The following is a 19,578-nucleotide window of genomic DNA, read 5'->3' as shown; positions in this document are numbered from 1 at the left end:
CGAGCAAGCGACGGCTCGCTTTTACGTTCTACTTTTCTTTGAGAACCACTGCAACGGCTTCAGACCCCATAGCGCCGGTACAAAAATCACTACGCCGACCAACAGCGTCGCCAGCCTAGCGGACTCTGCCAACACACCGAGTGCAGCGATCAGCAGCCCAATCATGGCCACGCCCGCCAGCAGTATTCGAACGGCATAACGGTTGGCCTCCACCGAAGTCGCGTCGCCTTCGGTGCTCGCGCTTTGTCCCGCGCGATATTCGAGGTACGCCTCACAGGTCGGATTCGGGGTCTTGCGCCAGGCGTACCACCCCTCAAAACCCAGAAGAAACGCGACCGGCACCGATACGCCCACCAGCATTTCGGCCGACCGGGTTAACGCGTCACCGCCGAGCCACGGCCAACCAAATTTAAGAAAGAGATTGATGGTCAGGCTGCCTATGGTAGTTGTTAAAATGCTAAACCCCGTTTGCCGGCGGGAGAAAATGGCCCAGATCGGCGGCAGGTAAATCGCCGCCCCGGTTAAAGCCGCCACACTCAGGACAACCGACACAATGCCGCCCATGCTCTGAACCAGCAGCGCGACGGTAATGGCCATGCAGCCAAACACCAACGTTGAGAGACGGGCCATCAGCATGACTTCCCGTTCACTGGTCTGCTTTTTGAAATGGCGATAAATATCGTTCGTCCACACGCCCGCCGCAATGTTGATGGTGGTATTCACCGAGCTGGCAGTCGCGAAAATCATGGCGCCGAGAATCAGCCCCAGCAATCCGGCGGGCACCACTTTCTGGCTCATTAATAAGTACGCATCCTCCGCCTGGGTACCCGCCAGAGAGGGGTCCAGAACGCGGTAAACCATTGGCGGGATCATCCAGACCACCGGCGCCAATAAATAGAGCCCGCCGAAAAGCCAGCCCACTTTGCGCGCATCGCGCGGGCTGGATACGCTGGTGTAGCGCTGCACGTATGCCCAGTTCCCTCCAATAAACACAATGTTGTACACCGTGAAAGCCGCGAGAAAAATCAGGTTGTATTCGTCGTTGTGCAGCGCCATAAAGCCCTCGGGCACTTTGTCCAGAAATCCAGACATGCCGCCGACCGCCCCGAGAGACAACGGAACGACGATCACTACGGCCGCGCTGAGCACAGTGAACTGAAGGACATCCGTCACCAGTACCGCCCAGAGCCCGCCCACGGCGGTGTAGGCGATGATGAAAATGCCCAGCGCCAGAATGGCAAGTTCCAACGGCAGTCCTGTGGTCACTTCAATAATTTTCCCCACCGGGTACAGAAACGCGCCCGCCGTGAACAGGTTGATCAGTAAAAACAAGGCCGAAAATTTCCGCTGCACACTGTCGCCCAATCGGCGGGAGATAAATTCCGCCACCGTCAGGGAGCGGGTTTTATTCCACGCGGGCGCAACGACCAGAGCGATGACCAGGCCGGATATCGCCATGGTGGACTGAATCATGACCGACACAAAACCGTCGGCGTAAGCGATAGAACCCCACACCACAAAGGTGCCCACCGAAAAGAAACTCATAAACAGGGAGAGGCCGCTGACCCACCAGGGTACGGCACCCCCCGCTGCGAAAAAGGACTTCATGTTCTTGCCGCTTCTGGAAAACATCATCCCGAGGGCCAGCACCAAAAGCGAAAATAGAAGCGCCACACCGTAATCAAAGCTGTTCACACTCGCGTCTCCCGCCACTCGTTATTGTGAAATCACCAGTGAATGGCACTTGGAAAGCGCAGCACCCACCCAACAATTATGTATCTATTAAAGATATTTGTAAAGCAGGATATTGTCTTTTCTTACCCTGCCAGGGGCTCAACAGAGGCAAAAAAGGGGGAGCTCGAAGCTCCCCGTAAAAGCTCCTGCTCTCAGTGTCCCAGCGTGACCGGGTCGCTTTGTCGCGCGCGACCGTCCACCCCGCGCGTCTCCAGCTCGAACGTTAGACCGGACGCTTCGGACGGCAGCTCCACCGTGAACTCATAGGGGAATTCATCATCCGTCACGGAGCGCTCACGACCCTGCGTGTCGGTATAGCGCAAGGTGGCGGACGCGACCTTGTTGTCGTCATCTCTCAAGTAGATATAAGCGCGCTCGCCGTAACCTCCCAGTTGAATCAACATGGCTCGGGCGTTACCCACGTCAAGCTCCTGATAGTCGTTCTGCGCGATCTCGGGTTGGCCGGTGAAGTTTTGACGGAAGGCGGTTATCGCCGTAGCCCCGTCCACTTTCACCACCGTGACTCCGTGGGGCGCTACCTGCACCTTCAGCGCATCACCACTGACCGAATCGGTTCCGACCAGGCGGTTCTCGCGCCAGCGGGTCACTGAGAGCGAGTCGGCTGTGTCCACCAGGGCTTCGTTCAATTGCACCCGCGCAGAGACGGTTTGGTCGGACTGGTTGGTAAAGGCGATGTACAGTGAGTTGTCTTTAAAGCCGCTGATGTAATTAAGTTCAATATCATCGATAGCCAGCAGTCCTTTCGGCATCCAGAGGTTCACACCCTCTTCACCATAGAATGAGCCCGGCGCGTGACCATAGAACTTGTTTTGCAGATAGGCATAACCCTCGATGTACTCAGAGGGAAAGTTCACTTGACCGTCGGTGCGCACAAACACATCCGTGACTAGGTAATCCAACAACATGGAGGCCATCGGAAGAATGTGGTTGAAGTGGAACGAGTTGACACTCAGCTCCTTGAACGGATGCATCGGGTAGGACTCTTTCATATAGATGTTGGTCCGCGCGGTGTTGATGTGATAACCCGGAAAGTTTTCATAGCGTCCGATGATGGCGGCCTTGGCCACTTCCTGCAAAAAGGTGTCGTCCGCGTAATAGCCAATGCGCAATAGCCAGGGGGCGTAGTTGGCCATAAAGATCGCACGATGCCCCGATGAAGTGCCGGACGACTCAGCCGTCAGACCGATTTCCGATAACAGCCAGGCGTCCACCGCTTCTTCATCGGTGTACATTTGCTGGTGGCCTTTGGACTTAAGGTACCAGTAAATTGGCGCCTTTCCATCTTCATTCACGAGAACTTTCTGATCTGGAATTTTCGGAGCCATCCAGGTGAACATGGTGTAGTGCCGGGCGACTTCGTGCGCCGCATCCAGGTAACGCTGTTCACCGGTAACTTCGTACAACTCTGAAAGCTCGATAAAGCGCGGAGTAAACTGGGTCCAGAAGAAGCCGGCCGGTTCGCTGGCCCCCTTTCCAACACGCGAGGCCAGATAGGCATCAGCGCCTTCCACCGCACGATTCAGATACGTTTCATCCCCGCTGGCTTTATACAGCCACAGCGAGTTCCACCAGGTATCGCCATTCTCTTCAACGTCCAGGTTGCGAATGCGCGTACTGTTGTACTCTTCCTCGGCCAGCTTTATAAAGAAATCATTGGCGCCGCCCAAAATATTGTGTAAAGCGCTCAGTTCGGAAATCGGCGCAATCGGGCCGAACATGTTGCGCGACGGGTTCTGGATTTTCTGCTTCGGGTCCAGACTGAAAAGGAATTTTTCCCGCGAAAGCATATACTCTAGCGTCGGGTAGGCACGGTCTTCAAACATCGCCCGGTTATCGGTGACCAGAGCCAATTCCAACGCATTCAGGCTGGTGACGTTTTTAACGGCACCTGGTACGTCCGTGGAGTACGCTGAACCTTTCAGCTCTTCTTCAAACCACGCGTAATCGGTCAGAGAGTAATCCACGATGTTCTGGAACGTGGTGTTCAATGAGGCAATGCCGTTCTTCCGGTGGTCACGGAAGTCATACAGCTGACGAGCGATCGATTCATAGGTGCCCGTAATGGACTCCGCCTTTTCCGCGATCAGGTGCGAGGTGAAGGAGTAGCGATCACCCGGTTTCATTTCTGATTCAAAGCCACCCAACACCGGAGAGAACAACATCGGCTGAGCATCGCCGTTGGGGTTGCGCAAGGCCACACCAAAGCGGCTATTATCGGCCAGGGGCAGCGGGTCGAATGGAAACTCTTTCGGATCGGCCACCACACCATAGTTCACACCGTCTGCACGCACCAGCGTAGTAGGCAAAGGCGCGCGGTAAGCGAGCGTCAGATAGGAGCGATCCGGAAAGGATTTTTCCTGCCAGATCAGGGGTTGCCAGATTTCTTCTGTACGCTCTGCGGGAAAGGCGGGCGCCCCCATAAAACCGACGGAGAAGAAGCCGGCTTCTTTTGGTTGCAGCGTGAATGACAATGAGGGATACGCACTCTCCAGCGTCAATTCGGCTTTCAGGGAGAATTCTTCGCGGTCCGCAAAGCTCAGATGCAAGGTGTTGCCCACGCGCTCCACGGAATCCGGTTTGACCGCGATCACTCGACCACTGGCAAAATAGTTGGCTGTGCGCGCCTCGGCAGAGCCTTCCAGGATCGACGCGTCGAAACCATCGCCAGCGGTCGCGGCATCACGCTCCACGGCTTCCAGATCGGCTTCGGCGCGATCCACGGCCAGCCAGGTGGGTATATTGTAGGGAGTGTGATCCAAGTTGGCCGGCCGCAGCTGCATATCTGGATTGTCTTCCCGGTACAACACATAGAATTCCAGCGCATACTGATGAGTCTGACCATCGTTGGCGTGTAGCGTGACCGAGTCACGACTGACCGTAGTTCCGACGGTGCTTTCCGCATCCGTTGAGCTTGCCCCCGATCCAAGCTGACAGCCGCAGAGAGCAAAGACGCCTAGCGCGCCCAGTAAGAAATTTCGTAAAGGCATGATTAATCCTCTGAGTATTGACGTACATAGCGTCACAATTCAGTCAGGTTAGGGATAGGCTGAGAGACGGCACCCAAGGCCGGCACCGCCCCTCATGTGAGTCAGAACTTGAAGCTAATGCCCAGCGAATAGCGCCGACCAGTTTCAGCGTAGGTCGCCACATACTGTTCCCAACCCGCATATTCCGACTTCGGTGAATCCAGTAGGTTAACCGCCTGAAACTCCATGGACATTGAGTCTGTCAGGTAATACTTGATCGACGCATCTAGAGATGGTTCGCCCTTATTAAGGATAGCGGTAGCTCCTGCAAAACCCAGACGATCAAAATAGTCATCTCGCCAGTTGTACAGCAGTCGTGAACTCAGCTTGTCGTCCTCGTAATACAGCTGAATGTTAACGCTATTCTCAGACACCCCCTGTAGACCAATCGGATCACCGGTGCGAGGGTCAATTTCATCGGTGGTGTTTTCAAGATATGTGTAGTTAATGGACGTTCCCGTATTCCCCAGAAAACCAGGGAGATCCCGAAAGTTATGCTGAAAGGCCAGCTCCATTCCCTTGATCTCGCCGCCTGTACCATTTACTTGCGTGCGGATTGCGAAGATCTGGTCTCCATAGCCGGGAATAGTTCCGGGTTCTGTGACATTGAGTATCTGGCGGTCCAGGGAATTGTAGAATAGGGCCATAGCCAACGCCGAATTTTCGGAAAAATACCATTCCAGCGAGGCATCGTATTTCGTACCACGCTGAGGCTTGAGGTCGGGATTTGGCAGTGAGGCAGAGGACCCCTCCGATTCATCCTGAGGCGTTTCGGGATCATCTTCAATCAGGTTAACCCTTCCTGTGGCGCCCAACACTCGAGTATCAGGACGCGCAATAGATTCACTTACGCCCAAACGGAGCACAAGATCTTCCGTCAAATCCCTTTTGGCTATCAAACTTGGCAACAAGTCCTGATAGCTTCCCTCTTCTTCATAGGGCTCGTACTCAGCCCCTACGAGAGCATAGTTATTGACCGTGGTGGAGGTATCCGAGTAGCGTACCCCGAAGTTACCTGTCCACCCCCACGCTTCGAAATCGGCACGTGCGTAATAGGAAAGGATAGAATCCTCAACCTCAGAATCCATATTCGGAAATCGTGAGACAGGAGCGTCGTAGAATGCGTCGGAGAAACCAAAACCACCTCCGCCAATCCTATCTGTATCCACAACAACGATCTGATTTGGCACGTTGGCTCCAGAACCAGACAACACATCAGACGTATCTACCGTCACTGCTGCATTCTGTAGCCAGTCGGCATCAGGCACTGCCGTATTTCCTAGCCCCGCGCGTGTAAGACTCGTGACTTCAGCATTATCATAGGGTGAGACTCCATACTTGCCATACTCCGCAGTAACCGCAGTAATGGAAGAGTAGCGGAGGCCGGCCTTAATTGAAGTGAAGAATCCTTCCATCGGATAGGTTGCATCAAGCCGGAAGGAATCTTCTGATGCTTCATTAATGTTTCGAGAGTCGTAGAAGGTCGACGCAGTAAAATCATCGGGATTCGATAGATCCGGGATCTCCACCGAGGCTATATCGGTAGCTCGAATATCAAAGTTTATCGGAACTCCAGACCCGTCCTCACCATATGTATACAACTGGATGAACTGCTGGTCCCGAGTAGTTTCGGACTCACCGAAAGCGTATTCAGCAAATACTTCCAAGCCGCTTTCGCCCACCCATGCCACGTTCAAACCGCCAGTCAGGAAGCTGTCTGCTCCCTGATACCGCTCGTGATTGCTTTCCACTTTGGTATTCAGGGTGCCGGCGACCCGGGCATCATTTTCGTCCACCACAATGGTGCCCGGATCATAGTTGTCGAGCGTCTTATCCAGAATAATGCCCGCCCAAGAGCGTGAACGTGCGTAATCGTACTCGGCATAAAGAAGATCGGCATTGAAGTCGAGATTGTCCGCTGGCTTCCACTGGAAGGAGCCGTTTACGGCGGATTTTTCTCGATCTTCCTCCTTGCGCTGATATCGCAAATCGTACTGGTAATAGTAGGGGTCGGTAATATCGAGTACGTTGTTATCTGGATTCGAGTACGGAGGACCCTGGCGCCAGTCACCATTGCTATAAAAACGATCCTCGGTTATCGGGCGGTCCTCGTGCACTACGCCAAACATCACACCCATGGTGTCATTTGCGAAAGAGTTACTGGCCTGCGCCGAGAGCTTGACCCCTTGATCGTCATTCAGACTAGAGTGTGTTCCCTCGACTGAAGCTCCACCCCAAAATCCTTTTCGATCCAGTGGCTTACGGGTCTTGATGTCGATAGTACCGCCAAGCGCCCCGTCAGTCATATCGGCTGTCAATACTTTAGTGGTTCTGACTGAGCCGACAATCTCTGAGGGGAAATAATTCATAATGCCTGCATTGGTTCCACGACCAAACGGGCTCAAAAGGGTGCGACCATTCACTTCCACCCGGTTGTTTCGAATACCTCGGATAGTGACATTGACGCCCTCCCCATCTTCCCGCTCCACCTGAATCCCGGGAACGCGCTGTAATGTCTCGGCCAGATTGTCATCTGGCAGCTTGCCGATATCCTCAGCCACAATAACGTCAATGAAGGTGTCAGCTTCCCTTTTTCGATCCAAGTTCTCACTCAAACTACCCCTAATTCCTTTAACTACGACCTCTTCTAGTAGTGTTGAAGAACTTTCATCGTCGGGGGTACTGCCGGACTGCTGCCCAAACGAGGTGCTCCCGAATCCCGCCAGCAATATTGTGCTCATTACTTGGGCTAGAACTTTTTTTTGAAATAGTTGTACCGTCATAACAGGCTCTCCTAATTCATATCTTTATTCGTATATTGAGTCCCGCTGCTTCCGTTAATGCTAAACACCGGGAAGAAGAACAGCCACAGAATATTGCAGCTCGAGGCCATTATGTAGCTACAATAGATACATTGTCAATGATAAGATCTATATTAGATATAGATTAAATTTTTATTAATTATTCTTATTTGATAGTTTCTTCTTTTTTTTCGTGCAAAAAGCTACATCTCTCAACACAAGCTGAGCACGCAAATGGGTATTTAGAGGGAAATATGGGGGGGGTTAGCTTGGGAGGTTATCGTATATGACTTTCGATTTCTGCCGCTTTTCCTCGTAGTGCCGTCACCAGCTCCGCAGTTCGTTCTTCGGGAATGTCGCCTGATAAAGCAATAGCACTATGAGCCGGCTCTCCGATATTCAAAGCCAATGTCACGGCGCCTTCAGGCAAGTGGGTTTGGTAGCTTGTTCGAACCCTGACATAACCACGCTCTCGGATTTCTTCAAGCTTCGCATGCAATGAATCTATGCCATCAGGAAAGCCTGGAATTTCTTTACCTTGATATAGGTGAGTCACCTCATCCCCTTCCTTTTGGGACAGCAAAGAAAGTCCCACCCCTGAAGCAGTTGCAGGAAAGTAGCCAAGGCGCCCCAAAGCCTCTATAGAACTCAACCCCGGGAGTGCATGATAAACATAGGTCACTTTGTCTCTCCAAAGCACCCCCATTGCCACCACCATATCGTAGGTTCGTAACTCTTCAAGAGGCTTTACCGCATAAGAAACCATGTGAGAAGCAAACAAACTCTGCGCGGCAAGCACATGCATCGCGGGCCCGACTGTGTACTTGCGGTCTGACGTTTTACGCACAAATCCGGCATAAGCCAGAGTTCTCAGCAAACGATTGACCCTTGTAGTATCCAGCTCCAAGAACCTGGCCAACTCCCGACAACCAACCGGACGATCAAATGACGCAACCGCCTGCAAAGTCTCAATGCCGTCAAGAACACTCATGTTTAGTTGAGTGCCATAAGATTTAAGCTTGCGCTCCAAGTAATCCTGATCGGTCATAAAGTTGATATCCTAAGAGTGACGCGTTTTATCAGCCCCAAGAGACTGCACTCTAGACATTATACCGTCAACAGTACCGCCAGGGGTTTCAACTGGCAATGGATTTTACCGGACGCTAACGGATGAAAAGAAACAAAAAAGCCCCGCAGGGCTTGGCTTTTGAACGATACCGGACGGTATCGGATGCCGAAATGGTGCTCACCGGTTTGCCGGGAGTAAACGGGCACGGCGAAGGTGGCCGAAGGCCAAGCCCCTGGGCCCTTTCGGACTTCCTGTCCTTCGCGGCACTAACGCGGCCCTGCATTTCGGATGCGCCGAGCCCACGCCGGCCCCTGGTCCAGACTGGCACACATAAAAAAAGGCCCTCCGCGTAGCGGAGAGCCTTTTTCAGTATGGTGCCCAAGGCCGGACTTGAACCGGCACGGCTTGCGCCACTACCCCCTCAAGATAGCGTGTCTACCAATTCCACCACTTGGGCATATAAGGGGTCAAACTAACTGTTTTCTAAACGGCTGATTACTCAGCCGGTACTTCTGGAACCTCGTCCGCGCTGCTTTCTTCTTCCACGGCCGGGACTTCAGAGTCTTGCGCGGCCGGGGCTGACTGTTCTACCGCTGACGGAATGTCGCTGTCGATACCGACGCCGGCTTTGTTTTTGGCAATGATGGCCAAGCCAAAGCTGGTGGCGAAGAAAACTACGGCGCAAATGCCGGTCATGCGGGTGAAAAAGCCACCGCTGCCCTGACTGCCGAACACGGTCTGGGAGGCGCCGGAGCCGAAGGAGGCGCCGGCAACCGCACCCTTACCCTGCTGAAGCAGGATCAGAGCGATAATGGCCAGGGCGGTCAGAATGTGTACAACGAGAACGAGTGTTTCCATGGTGTTTCGTCTCTACTCTTTAAAACGTAGCGTATTCGATACGCTGCTTCAAAGCCCCGCCCTCAGGCGGCGGCTCTGCAAATGGCGACAAAATCGTCGGCGTTCAGGGAAGCGCCTCCGAGCAAGGCTCCGTCAATGTCCGGCATTGCGAACAGTTGCTCGGCGTTGCCCGGCTTGACGCTGCCCCCGTACAAAATCTGCGTTTTAGCACCCAGTTCGCCCAACTCGGCGCGAATAAAGCGGTGTACTTCTTCCGCCTGTTCGGGACTGGCAGTTTTCCCGGTGCCTACCGCCCATACCGGTTCGTAGGCCACCACCGCACGCGCAAATGCTTCCAGGCCAACGCGATTGACCACGGCCAGCAATTGTTGGCCAATGGTTTCCAGCGCTTTGCCGGCATCCCGTTCCTGTTCGGACTCACCGACACAGAGAATGGGAATCAGGCCCGCTTGCTGAGCCGCGTGAAACTTTTCCGCGACCTGGTCGCTGGTTTCACCCTGCATCCGGCGCCGCTCATTGTGACCCACGATCACGTAGCGGCATCCAAGATCAGCCAGCATGGTACCGGACACTTCCCCGGTGTGCGCGCCGTTGGCGTGTTCGCTGACCGTCTGTGCCCCCAGTTCAACGGGGCTTCCGGACAGTGCTTCAGCGGCTTGGCTGAGGTAAACGTAGGGCGGGCACAGGGCCGTTTCCACATTTTCCGCACCCTGCCACTGGGCGGTAATGCCGTTCAGCAGTAAGGCGTTCTCGGCCAGACTGCCGTTCATTTTCCAGTTGCCAACGACCAGGCGTTGGCGGCTGTGTCTCTCGCTCAAGGGGTCCCCCTTAAAGCGGGCGCCAATGTTAGCGAAGTTGGGCATAACATACAATCCCAAATCGCGCTCTGACCCCGCTTTTCTCTCATGTTGGTTGATGGGTCTCGTGTTGCTCTCTTTTTCAGTGTAGCGGCTCTTCTAGTTGAGAGCCTTTTCTACCGTAGCGGCCAACTCCTGGCACAGTTCCTTGACCTTTGCTTTGTCTTCCCCTTCTACCATGACCCGTACCACCGGCTCGGTACCGGAGGGGCGCAGCAGCACCCGGCCGGTGCCGGCCAGCTTGTCCTCGACGCTGGCGACCGCCGCCTTAATGGTGGCGTCCTTATCCAGATCGATCTGCCGGGAGCGGTGCACGTTGATCATGGTCTGAGGCATTTTATTCATGCCTTTTTTGATTTTATTCAATGATTCGCCCATGGTAGTGAGCGCTAACAATACTTGCAGGGCGGAAATAATCCCGTCTCCGGTCGTGGTGACGTTGCTGCAGACGATATGCCCCGAGGATTCGCCGCCCAGCGTCCAGCCGTTCTGACGCATTTTTTCGATCACGTAGCGGTCACCCACCTTGGCCCGCTCGAAAGGCACGCCAATTTTCTTCAGGCCCAACTCGAGCCCGAAGTTGCTCATCAGGGTGCCGGCCACGCCGTCGCAGCCACCGCTATAACGGTGCTGGTAATCGGCAATGATGTAGAGCAGCTCATCGCCATCGACAATCTCGCCCCGGTGGTCCACGAACATCACCCGGTCGCCATCGCCGTCGAAGGCAATGCCGAGGTCCGCCCCCAGCTCCATGACTTTCTCTTTCAACAGATCGGTTTTGGTGGAGCCACAACCGCGATTGATGTTGGTGCCATTGGGGTCCGTGGCGACCGGAATCACCTTGGCCCCCAACTCGCTGAACACGCTCGGCGCAATGTGGTAGGTGGCGCCATTGGCGCAGTCCACCACAATCTGCAGCCCCTGCAGACTGAAACCCCAGGGCATGGTGCCCTTGCAGAACTCGATATAGCGGCCCGAGGCATCCTCGATACGGCGCGCCTTGCCCAACCGCTCTGCGGTGGTCATGGGCTGGTTCAGTTGCTCTTCGATGGCCAGCTCAACGTCATCGGGCAGTTTGGTGCCGTTGCCACTGAAAAACTTGATGCCATTATCGGTGTAGGCGTTGTGGGAGGCACTGATCACGATACCGGCCTGGGCCTGGAAGGTCCGGGTCAGGTAGGCAATGCCCGGGGTGGGCATGGGACCGAGCAGGCCGACATCCACACCGGCATTGATCAACCCCGCCTGCAGGGCGGATTCAAACATGTAGCCCGAGATCCGGGTGTCCTTGCCAATCAGAATCATATTCGGGCCGGAGAAGCGGTCCACCAGTACCCGACCGGCAGCCCAGCCCAGTTTGAGCATGAAGTCAGGCGTGATGGGAGGCTCGCCGACCTGCCCACGAATACCGTCGGTACCAAAATACTGTCGCGCCATAGGATCCTTGCTCCCGCTCAAATGCTTTACTGGTTAATGGGTAGACGGCGAGTCGGCGGCTGACGCATCGGTCGAAAGCGCCGCCAGGACTGCCAGAACATCATGAGTGGGCGCCACATCGTGCACCCGGATAATACAGGCACCGCGCTGAGCGGCGGCCATCGCCAGAGCCAGGCTGCCGGGTAAGCGCTCACTGACTTCGCGCCCCAGAAGGTGCCCCAGCATGGACTTGCGGGACATGCCCACCAACACCGGGTACCCCAGGGCTTGGAATTCACCCAGGCGGCGCAGCAGGGCCAGGTTGTGCTCCAGGGTTTTTCCGAAGCCAAACCCCGGATCGAGCAGAATCCGCTCGGCGCCGATCCCGGCAGCCTTGCAGGCGGACACCCGCTGGAGGAGAAAGTCTTTAACCTCTTCCACCGGGTCCTGGTATTGGGGTCGCTCTTGCATGGTCTCGGGAGTGCCCTGCATATGCATCAGGCACACCGGCAGCCCGGTGTCGGCGGCGGCGGCCAGAGCACCCTCGCGCTGCAATGCGCGCACATCATTGATCAGCCCGGCACCCGCTCGGGCCGATTCACGAATGACCGCTGGGTTACTGGTATCGACCGACACCAGGGCGCCCAGTTCACCGGCCACCGCTTCCACGACCGGAATCACCCGGTCCAGCTCTTCCTGTTCACTGACCGGCGTTGACCCCGGGCGGGTCGATTCCCCTCCTACGTCGATGATCTCGGCGCCTTCATCCAGCATCTGCTGGGCTCGCCGTCGGGCCAGGTCCAGCGACAGCTGGCCCGCCTGATAGTAACTTCCACCATCAGAGAAAGAGTCCGGCGTGGTATTGAGAACCCCCATCAGACAGGGTCGGGATAGGTCCAGACTGTGGGCGCCAAAACGCATGGGCGGTGATTCCAACTGGTTGGGCGATATTGGGTGTTGAGCGGGCGGGGAAAAACAAATCCCCGGCGCAATGGCCGGGGATTATAACAGACTGATGACTCAATGCCGCCGGGAGCGGTCAGTGGTCTTCGGCGGGACCACCGATGGGCTTGTCTTTGCCTTCACCCTCGGCGCCTTTGCCGTCTGACTTGCCATCGGCTTCGCCACCCTTGCCTTTGAGGTGGCCATTGAAATCGTCGTCGTGCCAGTCGCGCGGCGGACGCACCTTGCGGCGAGCCATCAGGTCGTCGACCTGCTCGGAGTCGATGGTCTCATACTCCATCAGCGCGTCTTTCATCGCCTCCAGGATATCCCGGTTGTCATGCAGAATCTGCTCGGCGCGCTTGTAGCACTCATCAATGATTCGGCGGACTTCCTGGTCAATCATCTTGGAGGTTTCGCCGGAGTAGTTGGCCGAGCCGGTGCCCGGCATCATGCCTTCGTCCTCACCGTAGTGCAGAGGACCGAGCTTTTCCGACAGACCCCACTTGGTCACCATATTGCGTGCCAGCTCGGTGGCCCGCTCAATATCGTTGGACGCGCCGGTGGTGATGCCTTCGGCGCCCAGAGTCATATCTTCGGCAATCCGGCCACCAAACAGGGTGCAGATGCTGGACTCAATGGCCCGGCGGCTCATGCTGTACTTGTCGCCCTCGGGCAGGAACTGGGTGACACCCAGGGCCCGGCCACGGGGAATGATGGTCACTTTGTGGATGGGATCGTGCTCGGGCACGATCTTGCCCACAATGGCATGGCCCGCTTCGTGGTAGGCGGTGTTTTCCTTTTCTTTCTCGCTCATCACCATGGAGCGACGCTCGGCGCCCATCATGATCTTGTCACGCGCTTTCTCAAACTCCTCCATGGTCACCAGGCGCTTATTGCCACGGGCCGCGAACAGGGCCGCCTCGTTCACCAGGTTGGCCAGGTCCGCACCGGAGAAACCGGGGGTGCCTCGGGCGATCACATTGGCCTCGACACGCTCATCGATGGGGACTTTGCGCATATGCACTTTCAGGATCTGCTCGCGGCCGCGGATATCCGGCAGGCCGACGACCACCTGGCGGTCGAAACGGCCCGGGCGCAGCAGGGCTTTGTCGAGCACGTCCGGACGGTTGGTGGCGGCGATGACGATCACGCCTTCATTGCCTTCAAAACCGTCCATTTCCACCAGCAACTGGTTCAGAGTCTGTTCGCGCTCGTCGTGACCGCCGCCGTGGCCACCGCCACGATGACGACCAACGGCATCAATCTCATCAATAAAGATGATGCAGGGCGCCTGCTTCTTGGCCTGGTCGAACATGTCGCGGACCCGAGACGCACCCACACCGACGAACATTTCGACGAAATCCGAACCGGAAATCGAGAAGAAAGGCACTTTTGCCTCACCGGCAATGGCCTTGGCCAGCAGCGTCTTACCGGTACCGGGCGGGCCCGCCATCAGTACACCCCGGGGGATCTGGCCACCCAGGCGCTGGAATTTGGAGGGATCGCGCAGGTATTCCACCAGCTCGCTGACTTCTTCTTTGGCTTCATCCACCCCGGCCACATCGGAAAAGGTGGTTTTGACCTGGTCTTCGCCGAGCAGCTTGGCTTTGCTCTTGCCAAAGCTCATGGGGCCGCCTTTGCCGCCCCCCATGCCCCCTTGCATCTGGCGCATGAAGAACAGGAATACGGCAATGATGATCAGAATCGGGAAACTGGCCACTAACAGCTGATGCCACAGGCTGGGGCGCTCCGGCTCCTTGTTACGCACCGTCACGTTGGAGTTCAGCAGGTCGTCCATCAGTTTGGGGTCGCCAATCTGGGGCAGCGTGGTCTGGAAGGTGCTGCCGTCAGAATAGGTGCCCTGGACCTTCAGGCCCTGCAGGGTGACTTCCCGGACCTGCTCGCTCTTGACCGAGCGCACGAAGTCCGAGTAGCTGAGGGTCTCGCTACTGGCGGGCTGATTGAATCCCTGGAACACCGTGAACAGCACGGCGGCGATGATCAGCCACAGGATGAGATTTTTGGTCATGTCGTTCAAGGAGATACCCTCGTTTTGTACAACAAATCAGTGACAGTATAGAGCCCATAAGCGCATCAATACCAATAAACGCACCCTATGAGGCAATAGATCAGCCGGGGCCTCAACCTTTGAAGCCCCGGGCGACCAGATACACCTCCCGGGAGCGGGCCCGGGAGGCGTCGGGTTTGCGCACTGCCACCTTGGTAAAGGCGTCGCGCGTGTCCTGCAGCAGGGGGTCAAAGCCCTCGCCGTGGAACACTTTGGCAACAAAATGCCCGCCAGGTTTCAACACCTGCCGGGCCATATCCAGTGCCAGCTCCACCAGATAGATGGCGGCGGGCTGGTCAACGGCATTCATACCACTCATGTTGGGGGCCATATCGGAGATTACAAGGTCCGCCTTCTGCCCACCGAGCGCGGCCAGCAGCTGCTCCAGCACCGCTTCCTCGGTAAAGTCACCCTGGATAAACTCGACCCCGGCAATGCTGTCCATGGGCAGAATGTCCGACGCCAGCACCATGCCCTTGTCGCCCACCCGATCGGCGGCCACCTGAGACCAACCACCCGGCGCCGACCCCAGGTCGACCACGCTCATCCCGGGCTTGAACAGTTTGTCCTTCTTGTCTAGCTCGATCAGCTTATAGCTGGCGCGGGAGCGATAGCCGTCCTTCTGGGACTGTTTGACGTAAGGGTCGCTGAAGTGCTCGTCCAGCCAACGGTTGCTGCTTTTGGATCTGGCCATGATGATTCCGGGAGAGATGCGTTACAATGAGAGGCTTTTTCACCCAAACGATTTGAAGGTATTGTCATGCCGCTAAGCGCCGACCGCAAGAAACAATTCCGTGCCCTGGGGCACAACCTGAAGCCAATTGTCACCCTGGGCGACAACGGCCTGAGCGACGGGGTCCGCGCCGAGCTGAACCGGGCGTTGGATGATCATGAGCTGATCAAGGTCAAGATTGCCGTGGCCGAGCGGGACGACCGCAAGCTGCTGCTTGATGAGCTGGCGGCCATGCCCGGTGTGGAGCTGGTTCAGCAGGTGGGCAAGATGGCGCTGCTGTACCGGGCGAATCCGAAGCCGAATCCGAAATTGTCGAATTTGTTGCGGTGAGTTCACGGCGTCGGGGTTGGGTTACGGCGGATGCGGCCTTTGGCCTTATCCGCCCTACGCAACCTTCGGAGCGACCCGAAATTACCAAAACTTAAATATGCTCCACCTTGTCGATTTCGTACTCGACTTCACCGCCGGGGGTTTTCACCTCGACCACATCCCCCTCTTCCTTGCCGATCAAGGCCCGGGCGATGGGTGAATTGACGGAAATCTTGTTGGCTTTCACATCCGCCTCGTCATCGCCCACGATTCGATAGGTTACTTCCTGCTCGGTCTCGCAGTTGATGATGGTCACAGTCGTGCCGAAAATCACCTTGCCGCTGGGCGGAATCGTCTTGACGTCAATGACCTGGGCATTGGCCAACTTGCCTTCGATTTCCTGAATCCGGCCTTCGCAGAAGCTCTGCTGCTCCCGCGCGGCGTGGTACTCGGCGTTCTCTTTCAGGTCACCATGCTCGCGCGCCTCGGCAATCGCCTGGCTGATGCGCGGGCGCTGGACTTTCTTCAGGTCGTGTAACTCTTCGCGCAGAGCTTCTGCGCCTTCCACTGTCATGGGTACCTTGCTCATGCACCGATCCTCCCGTGCAGCTCCTGCAGGCGCCGCACTTGTGTAAATTGACCAAACCGCAGTGCCATACACACCGCCTCGCCAGCGGCCAGAGTGGTGGTGTAGTACACCCGATGATTTTCCGCACTGCGACGAATCGAGGCCGAGTCGCGGGTCGCCTGCCGCCCTTCAGTGGTGTTCACAATCAGGTTGATCTGACTGTTCTTGATCATGTCCACAATATGCGGGCGACCCTCGGCCACTTTGTTGACAACGTCCACTTCGAGCCCGGCCTCCTTTAATACCGCAGCCGTGCCACGAGTGGCCACCAGTTTGAAACCGAGACTGTTCAGCTCCTTACCGACCACGACCACACCGGGCTTGTCGACATCGCGTACGCTGATGAACGCCGTGCCCGTGGTGGGCAGCTTGCTGCCAGCGCCGAGCTGAGCCTTGGCAAAGGCCTCACCGAAGGTGTCACCCACCCCCATCACTTCACCGGTGGATTTCATTTCCGGCCCCAGGATCGGGTCTACCGCCGGGAATTTGTTGAACGGGAACACCGCTTCTTTCACGCTGTAGTAATCCGGCACGATTTCCTGGGTGAAACCCTGCTCTTTCAGGCTGATGCCAGCCTGACAGCGCGCCGCCACCTTGGCCAGGGACACGCCAATGCACTTGGACACAAACGGCACGGTGCGCGAGGCCCGCGGGTTCACCTCGATCACATAAATTTCGCCGTCCTGATAGGCCAACTGGGTGTTCATCAGACCCACGACACCCAGCTCCAACGCCATGGCCTTGATCTGCTCACGCATCAGGTTCTGTACGTCTTTCGGCAGCGAGTAAGGCGGCAAGGAGCAGGCCGAATCACCGGAGTGAACGCCACACTGCTCGATGTGCTGCATGATCCCGCCGATGACCACCTGCTCACCATCGCAGACCGCATCCACATCCACTTCAATCGCGGCACTCAGGAAGTGATCCAGCAGTACCGGCGCATCTTCGGAAACCTCTACCGCGGTATTCATGTAGCCGCGTAGCTCATCTTCCTTATAGACGATTTCCATCGCCCGTCCACCGAGCACGTAAGAGGGACGCACCACCAATGGGTAGCCCACTTCTTTGGCGGCCTGTAGCGCCTCTTCAAACGAACGCACAATGGCGTTGGGCGGCTGCTTGAGGCCCAGCTTGTTGATCATCTGCTGGAAGCGCTCACGGTCCTCGGCGCGGTCAATCGCATCCGGGGTGGTACCGATGATCGGCACACCTTCGGCTTCCAGGGCGCGGGCAAGTTTCAGCGGCGTCTGGCCACCGAACTGCACAATCACACCCTTGGGTTTTTCTTTGTGCACGATTTCCAGCACATCTTCCAGGGTCACCGGCTCGAAGAACAGGCGATCGGAGGTGTCATAATCGGTGGACACGGTTTCCGGGTTACAGTTGACCATGATGGTCTCGTAGCCCTCATCGCGCATGGCGAAGGCGGCATGCACACAGCAGTAATCGAATTCGATGCCCTGGCCGATACGGTTGGGGCCGCCACCGATCACCAGAATCTTGTCCTTGTCGCTCGGGTTGGCCTCGCACTCTTCTTCGTACGTGGAGTACATGTAAGCGGTGGAGGTGGCGAACTCGGCGGCACAGGTATCCACACGCTTGAACGCCGGGCGGATGTTCAACTGGTGACGATGCTGACGCACCGCCTGCTCGCTGGTGCCGAGCAGCTTGGCCAGTCGCTTGTCCGAGAACCCTTTGCGCTTGAGGCGGAACAGCAGCTCGGCGTTCAGGTCCTGTACGGTTTTACCGTCCAGCGCCTGTTCACTGTCGATCAGGTCTTTCACCTGGACCAGGAACCAGGGATCAATTTTCGACGCCTCGAAGGCTTCCTCGACACTCATTCCCAGACGGAAGGCATCGCCGAGATACCAGATGCGTTCGGCCCCGGGGGTGTTCAGCTCACGACGCAGACGCGCCGGGGTATCGTTATCCTTCAGGTCCACCTTGGATTCGAAGCCGGCCGAGCCCACTTCCAGACCGCGCAGGGCTTTCTGCAGGGATTCCTGGAAGGTCCGGCCAATGGCCATCACCTCCCCCACGGATTTCATCTGGGTAGTCAGACGGGCATCGGCGTCTCCGAACTTCTCAAAGGTAAAACGCGGAATTTTGGTGACCACGTAATCGATGGTCGGCTCGAACGAGGCCGGAGTAGCACCGCCGGTAATTTCATTCTGCAGTTCATCCAGGGTGTAACCCACCGCCAGCTTCGCCGCGATCTTGGCGATCGGAAAACCGGTCGCCTTGGAGGCCAGCGCGGAAGATCGGGATACCCGGGGGTTCATCTCGATCACCACCATCCGGCCATCGTCCGGATTGACCGCGAACTGCACATTGGAGCCGCCGGTTTCTACCCCGATCTCACGCAACACCGCCAGGGAGGCGTTACGCATGATCTGATATTCCTTGTCGGTCAGGGTCTGAGCCGGGGCCACGGTGATGGAGTCACCGGTGTGCACACCCATGGGGTCAAAGTTTTCGATGGAACAGACAATGATGCAGTTGTCGCTTTTGTCCCGAACCACCTCCATCTCGTACTCTTTCCAGCCGAGCAGGGATTCATCGATCAGCAGCTCATTGACCGGCGAGAGGTCCAGGCCGCGAGTACAGATTTCCTCAAACTCTTCCCAGTTGTACGCGATACCACCACCGGAGCCACCCATGGTGAAAGACGGACGGATGATGCAGGGGAAACCGAACTCTTTGGGCACTTCCAGGGCTTCATCCATGGAGTGGACGATCTTGGCGCGGGCGCACTCCAGACCGATGCGCTTCATGGCCTGATCAAACAGATCCCGGTCTTCCGCCATGTTGATGGCGTCTTCGTTGGCGCCGATCAGCTCGACGCCGTACTTTTCCAGCACGCCGTGCTTGGCCAGATCCAGGGCACAGTTGAGCGCGGTCTGGCCACCCATGGTGGGCAGCACCACATCCGGCTTTTCTTTCTCGATGATCTGTTCCACCGTGCGCCATTCGATGGGCTCGATGTAAGTGGCATCCGCCATGGCCGGGTCGGTCATGATGGTGGCCGGGTTGGAGTTCACCAGGATGACGCGGAAGCCTTCTTCCTTCAGCGCCTTGCACGCCTGGGCACCGGAATAGTCGAACTCGCAGGC

Annotated in this window: 13 protein-coding genes and 1 tRNA gene; 1 reads left to right on the top strand and 13 read right to left on the bottom strand. The window is 56.7% G+C overall.

The genetic code is table 11. The features are described from left to right. Positions 1-21 precede the first annotated feature (21 nt). The 11 genes from B3187_RS11490 to rlmE all read right to left on the bottom strand — a co-directional run bounded on the left by B3187_RS11490 (position 22) and on the right by rlmE (position 15,489). On the bottom strand, positions 22-1,608 hold the full coding sequence (locus B3187_RS11490; protein ID WP_286806595.1) for a sodium:solute symporter family protein: 1,587 nt from the start codon (positions 1,606-1,608) through the stop codon (positions 22-24). Positions 1,609-1,886: 278 nt separating this feature from the next. Further along, positions 1,887-4,742, bottom strand: coding sequence for a hypothetical protein (locus B3187_RS11485; RefSeq protein WP_286806555.1), 2,856 nt, complete (start codon positions 4,740-4,742; stop codon positions 1,887-1,889). A 101-nt stretch (positions 4,743-4,843) separates the two neighbouring features. After that, positions 4,844-7,564: a TonB-dependent receptor gene (locus B3187_RS11480; RefSeq protein WP_286806554.1), complete on the bottom strand. Its 2,721-nt coding sequence runs from the start codon at positions 7,562-7,564 to the stop codon at positions 4,844-4,846. A 295-nt stretch (positions 7,565-7,859) separates the two neighbouring features. Next, positions 7,860-8,630 (bottom strand): IclR family transcriptional regulator, encoded by a 771-nt coding sequence (locus tag B3187_RS11475; RefSeq protein WP_286806553.1) that lies wholly within the window; start codon positions 8,628-8,630, stop codon positions 7,860-7,862. A 393-nt stretch (positions 8,631-9,023) separates the two neighbouring features. Next, positions 9,024-9,108, bottom strand: a tRNA-Leu gene (locus B3187_RS11470). A 38-nt stretch (positions 9,109-9,146) separates the two neighbouring features. After that, entirely contained in the window at positions 9,147-9,509 is a 363-nt protein-coding gene (gene secG, locus B3187_RS11465; protein ID WP_123639006.1) for a preprotein translocase subunit SecG, read from the bottom strand. A gap of 62 nt (positions 9,510-9,571) precedes the next feature. Further along, positions 9,572-10,372, bottom strand: a complete 801-nt coding sequence (tpiA, locus tag B3187_RS11460) for a triose-phosphate isomerase (protein WP_286806552.1) — start codon at positions 10,370-10,372, stop codon at positions 9,572-9,574. A gap of 93 nt (positions 10,373-10,465) precedes the next feature. Continuing rightward, positions 10,466-11,803 (bottom strand): phosphoglucosamine mutase, encoded by a 1,338-nt coding sequence (gene glmM / locus B3187_RS11455; protein ID WP_286806550.1) that lies wholly within the window; start codon positions 11,801-11,803, stop codon positions 10,466-10,468. Between the two features lie 33 nt (positions 11,804-11,836). Next, positions 11,837-12,703 carry a dihydropteroate synthase gene (gene folP / locus B3187_RS11450; protein WP_286806549.1) on the bottom strand — a complete coding sequence of 289 codons (867 nt, stop codon included), beginning with the start codon at positions 12,701-12,703 and terminating at the stop codon, positions 11,837-11,839. A 118-nt stretch (positions 12,704-12,821) separates the two neighbouring features. After that, positions 12,822-14,756, bottom strand: a complete 1,935-nt coding sequence (ftsH, locus tag B3187_RS11445; RefSeq protein ID WP_051174481.1) for an ATP-dependent zinc metalloprotease FtsH — start codon at positions 14,754-14,756, stop codon at positions 12,822-12,824. 112 nt (positions 14,757-14,868) lie between these two features. Further along, positions 14,869-15,489: a 23S rRNA (uridine(2552)-2'-O)-methyltransferase RlmE gene (gene rlmE, locus B3187_RS11440; RefSeq protein WP_286806546.1), complete on the bottom strand. Its 621-nt coding sequence runs from the start codon at positions 15,487-15,489 to the stop codon at positions 14,869-14,871. 66 nt (positions 15,490-15,555) lie between these two features. Between rlmE and B3187_RS11435 the strand changes: the two genes are divergently transcribed. Next, positions 15,556-15,858, top strand: coding sequence for a YhbY family RNA-binding protein (locus B3187_RS11435; RefSeq protein ID WP_286806544.1), 303 nt, complete (start codon positions 15,556-15,558; stop codon positions 15,856-15,858). Positions 15,859-15,949: 91 nt separating this feature from the next. On the opposite strand, the gene greA is transcribed toward B3187_RS11435, so the two are convergent. After that, the gene (gene greA, locus B3187_RS11430) at positions 15,950-16,426 is read right to left on the bottom strand and encodes a transcription elongation factor GreA (protein ID WP_286806542.1); all 477 of its coding nucleotides are present in this window, start codon (positions 16,424-16,426) and stop codon (positions 15,950-15,952) included. Beyond that, the coding region (carB, locus tag B3187_RS11425) for a carbamoyl-phosphate synthase large subunit (protein ID WP_286806541.1) at positions 16,423-19,578 on the bottom strand (3,156 nt) is incomplete at its 5' end. The genes greA and carB, both read right to left, overlap by 4 nt.

It is taken from the genome of Marinimicrobium sp. UBA4209 (assembly GCF_002381585.1).
Taxonomy (GTDB): Bacteria; Pseudomonadota; Gammaproteobacteria; order Pseudomonadales; family Cellvibrionaceae; genus Marinimicrobium; species Marinimicrobium koreense.
This window is presented reverse-complemented; position numbering and strand designations above follow the sequence as displayed.